Raw genomic sequence first — 15,222 nt, 5'->3', positions numbered from 1 at the left:
TGGAAAATAAAAGCTCTTTTTATGGCATACATATAGTAAAATACAGGGAAAAGATTAAACATCAACCAATGGAGGAAGTACATGAAGGATTTTAAGGATCGGCTTGAACAGGTTCAGGAGCAGCAGAAACAGCTGGCGAAGGAGTATCACGCCTTGCTCCAGGAATACCAGTCCGATGACCTGATCGTTAAGAATGAACAGTTACAAGAACAGTATGAAGCCCAGAAGCTCAAGCTGCACCAGCTTGAACTTCGCTCGCGCAAGATGGAAGAAGAGAATGCACGTCTTCGCATGGCGTTATCTGAACAGATGTTGGATGAGAAGCTTAATCTGATCCGGGTATCGCGGGAGAAGATGGAAACGTATTTTCAAGGAAAAACGGCGGTACATAATGATCGAGTTGCCTTCCATGAACATCGAACCAAGTCCAACCTGAACGCGCTGTACAACCAGGCAGCACAGGAGTTACAAGAGGATTCCCAACAAATGAAGGAGAGGATTGCTTACCTGGCGGCAGAGGTGAAGGAGCGCATTGAATCACACAAGCGAGCCGTATGGGAACGAGAAGAGGCTCTACGTGGGCATATGGAACATGGATATGAGCAGATGGCGGAGGAGGGATTGAGCGAAGAGACCATTCAGCGCCGGATCAAGCAGAATCGCATGGAGATGAAGATTGGACTTAGCTGGATCAACAAAGTAGCCATCCTGCTCCTCATTCTGGGGGTTGGAGCAGCGTTCCAATACTCGTACTCGACCTGGTTTAATGACGAGATGAAGAGCGGAGCCTTTTTCCTGCTGGGTGCTCTAATGCTCGCTGGAGGAGAGTGGCTGTTCCGCCGCAAAAAGCAGACGTTTGCAATGGGGCTGCTAGGGGGCGGGATCTCCGTGTTATTCGGGTCCATCTTCTATAGCTACTTTTTACTGCATATTATCGGGTTATATACGGGACTTGCCCTGTCTGTATTGGTATCGGCAATCTCCGTATTGTTGTCCCTAAGGTATCAGTCGAAGACCATCTGTTCACTCGGTCTGGTGGGCGGATATCTCCCGCTATTCTCCTATATGTTCTCGTTCGGGCTTGAGGGTACTGCTGTCTATGTAGCCATGATCTATCTGCTGCTCTTAAACGGCATTATTGTGTTCATATCATTCGGCAAACGATGGCCGGTAGTGCACTATATCAGTTTCCTGTTCAACACACCATCCATGCTTATCCTCTTGTGGCTGTCGCCAAGTGAGAAGATTGGCATGTTGTATTCCATTGTGACGTTTGCATTATATCTGGGCATTACACTGGCATATCCGTTCAAACATCGGATGAAGTTAACCTGGTGGGATTTCGCTCTGCTTGCTATGAATACGACCATTAGTTGCCTGATGTTATACGTGTTATTTGATGTGGCAGATTGGAATGATGCTCAGGGCTTGTTGGCATTAATCTTCTGCGTGGTATATCTGGGTCTCGCACGATTCGTTCAGCGCAATATGGCTCAGGAGAAACAGACCATTCTGCTCTTCTATATCACTTCCCTGACCTTTGCCATTCTGATTATTCCGTTCCAGTTCGGGGCCAAGTGGTTATCGATGGGCTGGTTAATTGAAGGGGTTCTGCTGGTTACGCTTGGACATCTGAAACGGTTCAAGTCGGTGGAGCGAGCCGGATGGGGTATTGTGCTGCTATGTCTAATCACTTTCGTGTACTATGACCTGCTGGCGCTATTCTTCATCGGGGAACGTTCTTACTTCATGTTAAAATACTCCAGCATCACGCTGGGAACCCTGCTGATTACCCTGTATTATGCCTGGGCAGTTCACAGCAGCTCATCTGCCAGGGAGAGATTCAACTACAGCCCGCTGGAGCTGGGCTTTCTGAACGGATTCAAGTATGTAACACTCGCCAATCTGTGGATATACGTGCTGTATGAATCGAATGAATTGTATACCAGAGCTGTGGATGGGACGTTCCTGTTATACATGTTCTACAAGCTGCTCATGTTTGCAGCGCTGACCATTGCATTGGCCTATGGATTGAGCAAAGTGAAGTTGTTGCGTGATCCATACGTACAGATGTATACGACTTTCCTGCATGCCATTGGTTGCTGTATTGCACTGGCTGTCACCTTAACCATGCCAGCGCTTCAGCCGGAAGTTCAGCAGCATACAGCGGCAGAGATTGTGGGTTTGCTGGTGCTAATCATCTTTAACGTAGGGGTGTTCTTTGCAGGAAGGGATCTGCTGATTGCAGGCATCCGCAGGCAGTTCAAGAGCATTGAATGGTACCCGGTTATCGCAGGGGTATATCTGCTAGGGGTCATCACCGTATTCCTGACGATCCAGTTCCAGTGGGGTGATGTGGGGCTGATGTTCAGCCTGATCTATCTGCTGCTCGCGATTCTCTATATTGCCTATGGATTCCGTAGAAAATATGTCATGATTCGGCGTCTGGGTCTTGGCCTAACATTATTCGCTACAGGTAAAATGGTGTTCTACGATGTGGGTATGCTTACCTCGGGCAGCAAAATCTTTGCCTATTTCAGCTTCGGTGTTCTGCTGCTTGGCATCTCTTACCTGTATCAGAAGGTGTCGAGCCGGATTGAGGAAATACAGTCCAGAGAGACAGCGAAGCCTGACGACGAACCCACTATGCCGGAGGATGAACAAGATTGATATATAATTATACTTCCAGCCCATGATGTGTTGGGGAGGTTTGGACTGCGTTATTGCTGGTGAATGTTTTTAATTGAACTAAATGGAAGGCATCTGGGAGTGTTTCATATCCAGAGGCCTTCCACAATTCTTTACTTCGTGTTCTTAATCTCTTTGACGACTTGAAAGCCGTTTGCTTTTCCATGAAGATATCCTTGCTCATAGTAGTCTATCCCGTCAGGGGTTATAGTTACTGCAATTGTCTCCGGATCATTCTTTACGGGCTGTGCAACGATATATCCTCTCTTTTGGAGCGTGTTCGTTCTTCTGGAAAACGTTGGCGTGCTTCGTATCGTGAAGAACTGAAGTTTGAATTCATTCATCTTACAATTAAAACGTACAAATTGAAGCGGTTGGCTCGCTATTTATGTGACGTTATTGAAGTATCACGTTCTGGAGCCTACAATTATTTCTCTGAAAAATCAGTGCAAAAGCGTGTAGCTAAAGCCAAAATAGATGAGATTGTAAAGGGTATTATTTTAAAGGCTTATCATTTTCTTGGACGAAAAAAAGAGCATGTCAAATCAAAATGACACTGGAGAATCAAACATGATGACGACAACTTAAAGCTTAACCGCCTGTATTATGAAGAATTTTGAAATCATCTGTCCCATTCGAAAAACTAATCCAGCTCGTAAAATGGCATAAGCATCGAAAGAGATCGCACATGTCCAAACGTATTATAGCGCTATTTTAAGCCAGGCAAGCGAGGCGGGAAAGGTTTTATTAACAGATATTACATTAAAGTACAAAGGCAATAAACGGGCGTATTTATCGACGATTCAAGACATACAGACAAAGAAATTTTAGCGAATGAAGTTTCTTCTTTTATAAGTATAGAAATTGCACTAAAAACGCTTCGTAAGTTACAGAGCATCGCCATTAAAAAAAGATGCCTTAATTGATTCCGATCAAGGTTTTCACTATACGAGCTCCCAATCTCAATCCGTAGTGAAGAACATGGGAACTAAATTAGAAGAAATAAAACGAAGAATTAGGAGTTATATGACGTAATACATTCACTATCAGAGGGCAGTGGAATTTGAAAAATCTGCCGCCTGTAAAATACAGACAGCAGCTTCAACAAGTTGCTAGTTTTTTTTCGAAATGTCCTTTAAAAAGGGTTCGCTTTACATTAATGATAATGATATCTCCTATAAAATGTTATACTACATTTATAAGAATGGGCTAGAACGATCATTTCAAGTAAGTCTTCGTTCTATATTCACCGTTAAGAGAAAGGACGTGAAGGTAGGTTTGTATAATAAAATAAATTATTGAGTGGTATCTATTAAAAATAGGAGGAAGGATATGTTTAAAAGAATAACTCTAAAAATAAACATAATCATCTTAGTTATGAGTATGTTATTCGTGTCAGTTGAAGTTGCCTATGGTCAGGATATGTCTTCAGATATTGAGGGGCATTGGGCTCAATCTACCATTATTAATTGGCATTCAAAAGGATTAATCAAAGGCTACTCCGACGGTTTGTTCAGGCCTAATAATGTAATTAGTCGTGGAGAATTTATGGCGTTAGTTAATCGTCAATTTCAATTTAAGCAACTAGCGGAAGTAAATTTTACTGATTTGTCTGCCTCAGAATGGACGTATATAGAAGCACAAAAAGCAGTAAAAGCAGGGTACATACAAGGTTATAAAGACCAAACGATTCGTAGTTCTAATCTAATAACACGTCAAGAAGTAGCAGTCATAGTAGCTAGTTTGCTCAAATTACCTAGTAATGAAAAAGCAGTTATATCGTTTAAAGATTCGTCAGAGTTTTTATTCTGGAGTAAGGGAGCCATAGGTGCTGTATTCTCCAAGAATATCATTACGGGCTACCCCAATGGGACATTCAAACCAGCATCACCAATTACAAGAGCTGAGGCTATTGTAATACTGGATAAGGCATTTTCTTCAATTCAGAATCAAAAAATAGAGGTTCAGGATGATAATCATCCAGTCATTTCATTGCCTCCGACATCTTCTACTAGTAATTTTAGTTCAGCCAGTTATCCTGGTGGGTCTGGCTCCTATTCGCCTGGTACAGGATTAAGGACGTCCGCAATAATTACTACTAAAGGAGCCAAAGCAATTCAAGGAAGAGAGCAAGTAATTACTTTGACAATAACGAAAGATGTAATTACACCAGGTTTTCTACGTGCAACTTTTACAGATGGAGTTAATCCAGTAGCTGTATATGTCGAACTGGACGGAAATGAATCAAAAGTTGAGATAGCTTCTAAAGTGGCCAGAGCTTTTGAAAATAAATTATTATCCTGGAACGTGGATACACAGAATGCAAGTATACTTTTCACGGCAGCAAACCCTTCCAATAATAACGATAATGTTAAAGCAACGGTGGAGAGCATAATGACAGGTGTGGTTTCAAGAGGAAGTACAATCACTGTCCCAGGAAGCGTTGAGAACAATACCGGCACAGCACAAGTAGTAACCTTAGTAATAGAAAATGGAGCGACGGCACCGGGTTCACACTATATCTTTTTTACAGATGGCGGAGCCCCTATTTCCAGAAGCATCTATATTACAGGCACAGAAAGTGCGGTCGAAGTAGCATCAAATATAGCGGAAGCATTTGGGACATCCATTGCAGGATGGAGTGTGGCATCTGATGGAGAAAAGGTGCATTTTACATCTCAACAGCCAGGTACGAATAATGAAAATATTCGGGTATATACACTGGAGGCATCAGGGGTTGGTGCGCCCTCAAGTGAACTTACGGCTCCTGGAAACGCTAATACGAATACGTCCCAGATCGTGACATTGAGCTTGCCTAATTCGGAGAGTGACGGTGGACCAATAGGAGTTAAGTTCACAGATGGAGTATCTGCATGGACAGTGCATGTGAATATGTTGGGAAGCCCTGAAAGTGGAAGTGAGCTTGCTGACAAGATAGCAACAGCATTTGGATCAACCATTCCCGATTGGAATGTATCTGCTAATGGCACAAAGGTGATTTTTACAGCTAAACTTCCTACAGAGAACAATAGCAAAGCGCTGGCGAGACTTTCTGGTTTAAACACAGGAATCGGTATGGCGGATAGTAAAATTACTACAGTAGGAGCTGTACGTCCTGAAGGTGTTCAACAAGTGGTCACTTTAGTCATTGATTCAGGGGCAACTGCTATAGGGGAAGTTAAGGTTAAATATACAGACGGTGCCGTGACAATTTTGAAGGATGTCAGTTTAGTAGGGACGGAGTCTGCTGAGGAAGTAGCCTCAAAGATAGCAAATGTATTTGATATGACTTTAACTGATTGGTACGTTTCGAGCATAGATAACATTGTAAAGTTCATAGCTAAAGTGGCTTCAAATAACAATCCTAATTTATCCGTTACAATAGAGGAATCCACTGCTGGGGTAGGCTTGATCTCAAGCTCAATTACTACCCCAGGTTCTGAGTTTTATGCAGGTGTTAAACAAGTTGTAACCCTAAAAATTGATTCTGGTACAATCCCTTCAGGAATCATAAAAATTGTTTTTCAAGATGGTATACATGAAGTTGTGAAACATGTGAATTTATCAGGAACAGTAACACTAGACGAAGTAGCTGATAGAATTAGATCTGCATTCGGGCAAGCTATTATTGGATGGGATGTATCTAATATAGGGCATAATGTTGTTTTTACAGCTAGTATGCCATCAGATCATAAACCTGATGTAAAAGTGGATGTTTATCAGGAATAAAAAAGATTAAGAAATTTTTCTATTTTTCTACAAAACACCTTCAGAGTAGGTACTCTCACAGTACAATCTCCTGAAGGTGTTTTTTGTTGTATATTGTAATTAACTGCTGTATATTCACAACATTATAGTTAAGTCTAATCATTTAATAATAATTATTTCAAGAAATGAAGTGAGTAACGTATCCAGATTTTTCTACGCATTGTCAACAAATGAACTTAATAATTGTTTCAAATTGGTCAGCAAAGCATTAGGAAAAAATACAGCGAGGATATGTTGGTAATCCATGCAATATTACTATAAATGAAGCGAAAAAGAGCAAAGGAAAAGCATTTAATATTTTGAGAGAAGTATTTAATTGGGATGAGGTATGAAACTATACAATAGCCTAACCTGAAATGTGCAGTATCTCATATATGTGCACAAATTGTAAGCTCCGGCGCAATCTGGATTCATTTAGTGTGTACAAAAAATAAGAATGGCCGTACTGATTCAAAGTGGGCATTCTTGTTTTTGTGTTCTTCATTTTTAAGCGGGTTATTTTTGTGGATTTCAGAGTGTTTTAATTCAGTGTTGCTAAAATCCATCTGCGTGCCGGGCAGTTTATGATTGTAGTCAAGCAATCATCTATAACTTTAGGTATTATTTTACAATTCAAAATGAGGCTCCGGGCTGCTGTGACCAGCAATCGGGGGCCTTATTGATCAGTTTTAATATGGATTCGATGCCATAGCCTATTATGACATTCGTGAAACGTTTTGCGCGGAGATCACGTTATAATATAGAGTAGACTCAGGGTTGGATCTTCATCTGTAACCATGAGGTTTCGGCAGCCGAGGTGCCTTTCAGTGATTCTCCGCCATCATCATTCATACGGGAGAGCACGGTTAATGTCATGGACAAGGCGAAGGCGAGCAATACGTATATGAAAATGTTTTTTTTGTTCATAGGAAGGTACCTCTCTTGTTGAATGAGCTATAGTAGATATCCGGCCGTCATGAGAAAAAAAGCACAACGTCTGGTATAGTAGAGTGAGTAGAACCAAACTTCATTCGTTCCTGTATACCACTATATTGAACTATAGCGGTGTAAACAATGGAACAAATCTGATGAATTTATCATTATTGTTGAAGATATGTTTATAGAGATCGAGTGATCGTTGAAGGTGGGAGAATAATATGCGGGAGACGGCAAAAATCGTCATTCGTACGCCAGGGCAGGAAAGTGACGGCTCGTTCGCTTATGTAAGCCAGGGTCGCTCCATTACGGTGGGACGTTATACAGGCGGTAGTGAATTGGACTTGTCTGTTTATAATCAGATGATATCGAAGCGGCATTGCCGCATTCATTATGATGTACAGCAACAGTTATGGATTGAGGATCTGGATAGCAAAAATGGAACCGAACTGAATGGGCAGCGTCTCGTTCCCTATGAGAAATATCCATTTGGCGAAGGAGACAGCCTGACGCTCGTCAACGGTTTGATCCAGCTTCGCGCTGAAGGGGATCTTGGAGAGACAAGGGAATATCGGGTGTCGGATCTGTTGGGTGAGGGTGTACGCTTGCAGGATCACCTGCAAACGGTGCAGATTGGAGAGGTGGAAATTCCATTATCCAAGAAGGAATATCAGCTGTTCAAGCTGTTGTACAGCGAACTTGACCACTTTGTGACAAGGGAACAGATTGTGGCTCAGGTGTGGCCGGAGCGGAGCATGCTGGAGAGTGAAGCGGTAGGGATTGATGAGATTAACTCGCTCATCTATCGGACGAATCGCAAGCTGGGTGTACACTTTACCATCAAGTCTGTTTATAAAAAGGGTGTATATATGAAGTCTCATGTGCCGGATTGAATGAGTCATAACAAAGGGATGAGTTCATGTTCATCATTTACCTGATTCCATGGCTGGTTGCCGTGGTGACATTGATAGGTGTCATATCCATCGTACTGGTCAGTTGGAAAAACGGGATTTCCCCGATGCCCACATCCGGCCGCGTCAGGCAGGTGGTCATTCAAGAGGTGAACCGTATTCCGGGGTACGGGGATGTGATTGAAGCTGGTTCCGGATGGGGCACACTGGGACTGGATGTTGTAAGGCATTGTCCTGGCAAAAGGCTGACCGGGATTGAGAATTCAGTCATTCCCTTATGGTCGTCACAAATGATTGCCTATCTCCGTGTTCGCTTACGTCGAGCCAAGGGAAATAAGCCCTCTCTCAAGGGCAGGCTACGCTTCATGCGCGGGGATATTTACACCAGTTCCTATGAACATGCGGACTGCGTGATCTGTTATCTGTACCCGGGAGCCATGACCCGGCTTCTGGACAAGTTCAGTCGGGAGCTTCCGACGGGCGCCAAGGTGATTAGTGTCTGTTTTGCACTGCCGGGTAAAGAACCACTACGTACGATTACATGCCGGGATGCCTTGCGTACCAAGGTGTATGTCTACTCGTTCTGAGAAAAGGAGTACCTTCGCTGCACCTTGAGCAGAGCGCTGTTATATACTGTGATTCCGGTTCTAGAAGAATAACGAAAAAGGCTCCGAACTCACTTATGAAGTGAATTCGGAGCCTTTTTTTGTTTCGCCTGTGCCTGAGAAGCAAGTTATGTTCTATGGCTCAGGACATCATGATTATTTTGCAGAATCGGTAGTGCCTGTGCTATCGGATGTTGTACCGGATTGGGCTCTGTTTCTGCCGCCTCCGAAGCCGCCTTGTCGACCGCCTCCGCCAGGACCCCCCATACCTGTATTGGCTGTGGTCACACCAGATTCATTCACCCAAGTCACATTACTGGTCGATTGGAATGCAACCACTTGTGTTCCGCCACTGTAAGTACCGTCTGTGTAGAGTCCATCCACCGCTTTACCTGTAGACGTACCACCGGAGTAAATCACGTATGAACCATCTTTTGCAAGATCCGGTGAGCTGACAACCACAGTTTGATAATCTTTTGCCGGAGCAAAGGTCAGGATGTTATTGCCTTCGCTATCTTGTACATGTACAAGTGTTCCAGCTTTTTGCGTTGCAGGGAACGTCATTACAATGGTATTTTGCGTGGACGCATCGGATGTTCCTTGTGCCATACCAGAGCTTCCGGCAGCTACGAGGTATCCACCGCTGATTACAAATGTACCGTCATAATCCAATGCTCCGTTACCGTTATCCGTTGGTCCGTTCACAATAACCGTACCACCAGTCATATTAATGGAACCATTGGAATCCAGTCCGTCACCACCTGCGTTCACGGTAAGTGTACCGCCGTTAATGTGGAACTCGTTATTACTCGCTGCTCCCATTCCGCCCGGTCCACGTCCTTGCTGAGTAGCATCTGTACCTTGGGATGTCTGATCGGTAGTCGATGTTGTGCCTGTCGTTTCGGTTACAGAAATGTTCGATGTCGTTGTTGCATCGGTTGCTGTAGTAGCGCTATCTGTACTTGCCGCTGTATTTGCAGCTGTTTCCGTCTCGCCACCTGCAGCATTGACGCCATCATCGGATGCCGTTACATCCACATCCCCATCGTTCAGGGTGATGATTGCTCCTTCAAGTCCTTCATAGCTCTTCGCAATGGTGATGGTGCCACCGTTAATCGTCAGTTCCTGATCGGCATGAATGCCATCATCACCGGATTCAATGTTGAATGTTCCGTCGTTGACTGTCACGTTATTGTTGCTGTGCAGGGAATCATCCATGGAATCAATGGTATACGTACCGCCATTCACCGTAAGGTCTGTACCTGCTTTCAGTGCTTTGGCACTTGTGGACTCGGTTGCTGTTGTTGCAGTGTCCGCATCGGCATCGCTATCGGTTGTTGCTGTTGTGTTGGCAGAGCTGGATGCTGCTGCACCGTTTGTATTAGTACCTGCATTGCCGCTGTTATTAGGCATCTCCGGCATATCTGCAGGAGGCTCGCCATCCGGTGGTGTGCCCATATCGGTTGGAGGTGTTCCGCCACCCCATCCGCCGCCACCGCCACCAAATGGACCTTCTTCGACTTTGGCTGGAGCATTGGCGCTACCGCCAGCAGTCACAATGTTGTATGTGCCGCCATCCGTAACAAGTGCGGTTTCGGCTTGAATACCGTCGTTACCACTTTGAATATCGAAGGTACCTCCTGCGATGGCAACGAAACCTTTGGTGGTATCCGTGTCATTGGTGGATTTAATACCGTCGCCTTCGGCTTCAATGGTAATCGTACCCGCTTGAATGGCGACCATGTCTTTACCTTTGATGCCGTCATCGGCTGCTTTGACGCTGATGTTACCGCTAATGATCTTCAGATCATCCTTGCTCGTAATCCCTTCATTATAGTTACCTGTGACGGTCAATTGACCTGCACCGTTGAACGTAAGATCCGCTTTGCTGAAGATTGCAGCATCCGGCTCGTCTGTTGTAGCGTCAGCGTACACATACGTTTTACCATCCGATACGGTATTTTTGGTTCCTTTTTCGAGTGTAATCACCGCTTTACCGGCCTTCTGAATATAGATCGCTGCACTGTCATTATCATGGATCGTAGCTCCGTTTAATACGAGATGTACGGTGCCCTTATCGGCAACGTTGACCACGATCTGACCGTCGGTTAGCTCACCGCTAAGTACATAAGTACCTGCTTCCGTAATTGTTACTGAGCCATTGGCTGCTTTGGCGCCCGAACCGGTTACCGTTGCCGTTGTGCCGTTCAACTTAATCGCTGTGGAATCTGCCTCGCTCCAGCTAATGTTGGTATCGTCAGCATCCAGAGAGACCAGATCTGCATATTTCACAGAGGTTTGCTCGCTGACCGATACCGTTTTGGTTGTTCCTGTCGTTGACGTTGCGGCATTGGCGGTTGTGCTTGTGGTTGCTGGTGAACTGCATGCGGCGAGTAGGCTGGTAATCATGGCGATGGACCAAAGTTTGCTGCCTGTTATCACGTTTTTCTTCATATAGATCGTTCCCTTCGAATTAAGAATTAATATTCCGTTGTTGGACTCATGGTTAACGAGATATCCAGGTTGCCGTTCCGTGTGCGGATGGCATCAAGGAATTCCTTTTGGCTAACACTTTCGTGAATAGTTACACTGTAGACCAGCTCATACAGACTGCCGAGCTCGGTCGTTCTGATCTTTTTCAGGTCAAAAGGTACATTAAATGTATGGAACACTTCATTAAGCGCTTCTTCATAGCTCAAATTCTCAGGAATGGTGACTTTCAGCGTTTTCAGCTGACTCTTCTTGCCGCCGAAGTTGAAGCGACTCAGGACAAACATCAGCACACACAGGATAATCGTGAACAGCACTGCGTATCCAAAAGCACCTACACCGCAGGCAAGACCGGAAGCCATCGTGAACAATACATAAGCAATATCCTTTGGATCACCAGGGGCACTGCGGAAACGAATGATCGAGAATGCACCTGCCAAGCTGAATGCTCGAGCAATGTTGCTGCCGATGAGCAGGATGATGATGGCGACAATGACGGGCAGGACCACCATCGTTAGGGTGAAGCTCTGGGAGTATGTGGCTTGGTTGGTCTTCATGTACGTGAGGCTGATGATTAATCCCAGAATGATGGCAAGACCAATGGTGATGACTGCGTTGTTAAACGTCAGGTTGGTATCGGTAAGGGCGGAACTGAATAGTGAATCAAGCATATAGGACACGCTCTCTTTCTATAATCGTTTTATCTTGTTCTTGTTCTATGGATGGGTTGAAATCGGTGCCTGGTACAAGAATGCGCTCCGACTGGTAATTCAGGTTGGTTGTTCTCACCAGATGTCTGAACTCGTTGCCGTATTTGGAGAATCCAGTGCGGTAGAGACCATGCTCACAGAGCAGTTGCGACAGCCACAGCGGAACGGTTTTCTCGGCTTTCACTTCCATCAGCCACCTTCCGTCCTTCACGAGCGGTTCACCGTAATCTCCTTGTTCCAGCTTCAGATCGTATCTGCGGCTGCGAATGTTGGTGTCAAAGGTAATGCGGAGATCCCGGCTGTTCTTGTCAAAGAGTGCTTTGCGTTCATACGCCAGATACACTTTCGGTTCAAGATCGTAGAGGCGAAGGAAGTATTTGATCTCTTCCACAACCTGTTTGTTCATATAGTCTGCCAGCTCCGGTGCCTGTCCTGAACGAACGAATTCGTACGCTTCATCCAGCTTCAAGGCGGTTCTGCGCTTGTTCACCAGGCCAAAGACTTTCTTTTTGATCTCCAGATACACTTTGGCATTCTCTTCAGGTATTCCATATGCCCGCAGTCTCAGCTTCTCCTTGTATTTTGGTTTGGAGAGACTGGCGCGAATTAGGGAATCCTGTGGAGTGTCGAAGTACAGGTTACTGATGGAGTAGTATTCATGTTTCTTGTTGTAGGCATCCAGCTCCATGTATTTCAGCAGGTCGTTGTAGAAATGGGCGTACTGTTCATCCGTCAGAAGGTATTTGCTCTCATATCGGTTGAATACTTCAATTGCCATGTGGGGTTCAGTCCTTTCGTTGGTGGGTTGTATGTTTTGTTCCATCGTGTATTGCTTCCATGTCTGTATCTTAGAGGGCCAACCTTGAATGAATCTTAAATGGTTTTACATTGCGTTAACATTTTTTTACCTTCCTATAATAGTTCGCATCCGCAAAATGAATTAAGATTGATTCAAGGTTTAATTGATAGAATGGGAGATATCATACAGCGTTCATGAAGACGAATAATTCAAGCAGAGGAATGAATAGATGATGAGAATATTAATTGCGGAAGATGAGGTTCATTTGGCAGAGGCAGTATCTCAGATTTTGAAAAAAAACAACTACTCCGTGGACATGGTCCACGACGGCAGATCAGGATTTGATTATGCGCAGAGCGGTATTTATGACCTGTTACTGCTCGACATCATGATGCCAGAGATGGACGGAATCACCGTCCTGAAGAAACTTCGCAGCGAAGGCAATCATACGCCTGTCATTCTGCTTACGGCCAAAGGTGAATTATCGGACAAGGTCACAGGCCTCGATTATGGTGCCGATGATTATATCGCCAAGCCCTTCGCCACAGAGGAATTGCTGGCCCGAATTCGTGCAGCCTTAAGACGGAAGGGCGAAGTGGTTCCGGAGGACGGACTGAAATTCGGCGACATGGAGCTGAACACAACTCAATTGAAGCTGAGCGTTCAGGGGAAGGAGATCAAGCTGAATCTGAAGGAGAATGAACTGCTGGAGCTGTTGATTACGCGCAAACAGGCGATTACCTCCAAAGAGCAGATTATTGAGAAGTTGTGGGGATTCGATTCGGAAGTGGAGTATAACAATGTGGAGGTGTACATCTCGTTTTTACGCAAAAAATTAACGTTCCTGAACTCGGCTGTCCGCATTAACACGATTCGGGGTGTGGGGTATGTGCTTGAGGTGACGTCCTGATGTTCAATAAACTCCGAAATCGATTCCTGATCGTGAATCTGGTGTCCATATCGATTATGATGCTGGTGGCATTTGCGACGATCTATACGATTACATATCAGAATGTGCAACGGGAGACAAATATGGAGTTGTACAAGGTTTCTGATTTCTATCATAGTCCTTATAATTCATCCAAGATGCCGCGCGGGGAAGGTGGGGGGATGGGGACGGGGTCTGGATCAGGCGCTAGTACAGGTGCTTCCGGTTCAGATTCGCTACCTTCCAATGCCATGAGTGGTAACAATGAAGGACCCGGTGGAGACCCCAATGCACCTCCGGCGCGTTCCATTTCATTCATGATCAAAACGGATGACCAGTGGAAGATTACGGATACGCAATCCCGATTTGATATGGAAGATACGTTCTACACCGAGGCGTTGCAAAAGGTTGACCAGAATAAAGTTGGTAATTCGGAACGGCAGACTGGACAATTTGCATTGGATGGAACGGACTGGGCCTATGTAGTTGATCCGAGCGGTGATGGCCATATGATCGTATTCATTGATGTGACGGCACAACAGGGTATTCTGACCAATCTGATCTATACATTTGCTGTTGTTGGATTAATCATGTTGATTGGAATATACTTCCTGAGTCGTTATTTTGCGAATCGCTCCATTGCGCCGGTTAGAGAAGCATTTGAGAAACAAAAACAATTCATCGGCGATGCTTCACATGAGCTGAAAACCCCTCTGGCGATCATCAATACCAATGCTGACGTGCTGCTTGCAAATCAGGAGGATACCATAGCGAACCAGGCGAAGTGGCTTCACTATATCAAGTCGGAAACCGAGCGCATGACCGGACTTACGAATGATCTGCTCTATCTGACACAGATGGACGACTCGCGCTCGACGATGATTCATGCGAAGTTTAATATGAGCGATGCGGTAGAGAGTATTATTTTGCCAATGGAAGCCGTTATTTTTGAGAAAAATATCTCCCTTGATTACAACATTGAGCCGAATCTTACGGTTCATGGGAACATTGAGCAGATCAAACAGGTCATTCTGATCCTGCTCGATAATGCGGTGAAGTATTCCGGGCCCAGAGGGTCCGTAAACGTTACGCTACAGAAACAGAATAATGATGTCATGCTGGCCGTGTCCAATACAGGTGAAGGCATTGCACCCGAACATCTGGATCGGATCTTCGATCGATTCTATCGTACGGATTCGTCAAGAGCACGCAAACATGGTGGGCATGGTTTGGGTCTCGCGATTGCTCGTTCCATTGTGGATCAGCACAAAGGAGAACTATACGCCCGAAGTGTGGTCGGAGAGGGCGCTACATTTTACGTACGGTTGTCGTAGGGATGGAGTGAGGCGCTGGCGTAGAGTTGAACTCTCAACTCACTACGATGCATCAACGTCTTATTTTCACCTAG

General features: G+C 44.9%; 11 protein-coding genes. 7 read left to right on the top strand and 4 right to left on the bottom strand.

The genetic code is table 11. The annotated features are described in order from the left end of the window. Positions 1–81 precede the first annotated feature (81 nt). From NLBNIHML_RS16245 to NLBNIHML_RS16235, 3 genes are all read left to right on the top strand, one after another. The gene (locus tag NLBNIHML_RS16245; protein WP_494352305.1) at positions 82–2,670 is read left to right on the top strand and encodes a DUF2339 domain-containing protein; all 2,589 of its coding nucleotides are present in this window, start codon (positions 82–84) and stop codon (positions 2,668–2,670) included. A 287-nt stretch (positions 2,671–2,957) separates the two neighbouring features. After that, complete coding sequence (locus tag NLBNIHML_RS16240; RefSeq protein WP_494352304.1) at positions 2,958–3,242, top strand: hypothetical protein; 285 nt, start codon at positions 2,958–2,960, stop codon at positions 3,240–3,242. Positions 3,243–4,020: 778 nt separating this feature from the next. Then, entirely contained in the window at positions 4,021–6,417 is a 2,397-nt protein-coding gene (locus NLBNIHML_RS16235) for an S-layer homology domain-containing protein (RefSeq protein WP_494352303.1), read from the top strand. 789 nt (positions 6,418–7,206) lie between these two features. On the opposite strand, the gene NLBNIHML_RS16230 is transcribed toward NLBNIHML_RS16235, so the two are convergent. After that, entirely contained in the window at positions 7,207–7,362 is a 156-nt protein-coding gene (locus NLBNIHML_RS16230) for a hypothetical protein (protein ID WP_017691624.1), read from the bottom strand. Positions 7,363–7,592: 230 nt separating this feature from the next. Between NLBNIHML_RS16230 and NLBNIHML_RS16225 the strand changes: the two genes are divergently transcribed. Beyond that, positions 7,593–8,264 (top strand): FHA domain-containing protein, encoded by a 672-nt coding sequence (locus NLBNIHML_RS16225; RefSeq protein ID WP_339238674.1) that lies wholly within the window; start codon positions 7,593–7,595, stop codon positions 8,262–8,264. 26 nt (positions 8,265–8,290) lie between these two features. Continuing rightward, positions 8,291–8,869, top strand: coding sequence for a class I SAM-dependent methyltransferase (locus NLBNIHML_RS16220; RefSeq protein ID WP_494352302.1), 579 nt, complete (start codon positions 8,291–8,293; stop codon positions 8,867–8,869). Positions 8,870–9,043: 174 nt separating this feature from the next. On the opposite strand, the gene NLBNIHML_RS16215 is transcribed toward NLBNIHML_RS16220, so the two are convergent. The 3 genes from NLBNIHML_RS16215 to NLBNIHML_RS16205 are packed head-to-tail and all read right to left on the bottom strand — an operon-like array spanning position 9,044 to position 12,865. Then, a complete protein-coding gene (locus NLBNIHML_RS16215) occupies positions 9,044–11,341 on the bottom strand; it encodes a carbohydrate-binding domain-containing protein (RefSeq protein ID WP_494352301.1) in 2,298 nt (765 codons plus the stop codon). A 26-nt stretch (positions 11,342–11,367) separates the two neighbouring features. Continuing rightward, the gene (locus tag NLBNIHML_RS16210; protein WP_091012463.1) at positions 11,368–12,048 is read right to left on the bottom strand and encodes a DUF4956 domain-containing protein; all 681 of its coding nucleotides are present in this window, start codon (positions 12,046–12,048) and stop codon (positions 11,368–11,370) included. Beyond that, on the bottom strand, positions 12,041–12,865 hold the full coding sequence (locus tag NLBNIHML_RS16205; protein WP_091013215.1) for a polyphosphate polymerase domain-containing protein: 825 nt from the start codon (positions 12,863–12,865) through the stop codon (positions 12,041–12,043). The genes NLBNIHML_RS16210 and NLBNIHML_RS16205 overlap by 8 nt, the downstream gene beginning before the upstream one ends. Before the next feature lie 253 nt (positions 12,866–13,118). Here NLBNIHML_RS16205 and NLBNIHML_RS16200 point away from each other — a divergent pair, with 253 nt between their 5' ends. Together NLBNIHML_RS16200 and NLBNIHML_RS16195 are read left to right on the top strand one after the other, a co-directional pair. Continuing rightward, a complete protein-coding gene (locus NLBNIHML_RS16200; RefSeq protein WP_339243244.1) occupies positions 13,119–13,796 on the top strand; it encodes a response regulator transcription factor in 678 nt (225 codons plus the stop codon). Continuing rightward, positions 13,796–15,148 carry a sensor histidine kinase gene (locus tag NLBNIHML_RS16195; protein WP_494352300.1) on the top strand — a complete coding sequence of 451 codons (1,353 nt, stop codon included), beginning with the start codon at positions 13,796–13,798 and terminating at the stop codon, positions 15,146–15,148. Before NLBNIHML_RS16200 ends, NLBNIHML_RS16195 begins: the two co-directional genes overlap by 1 nt. Positions 15,149–15,222 lie beyond the last annotated feature (74 nt).

This window comes from Paenibacillus sp. JNU01, from assembly GCF_059130585.1.
Note: the sequence above shows the minus strand (reverse complement) of the source record. Positions and strands in the feature narration are given on the sequence as shown.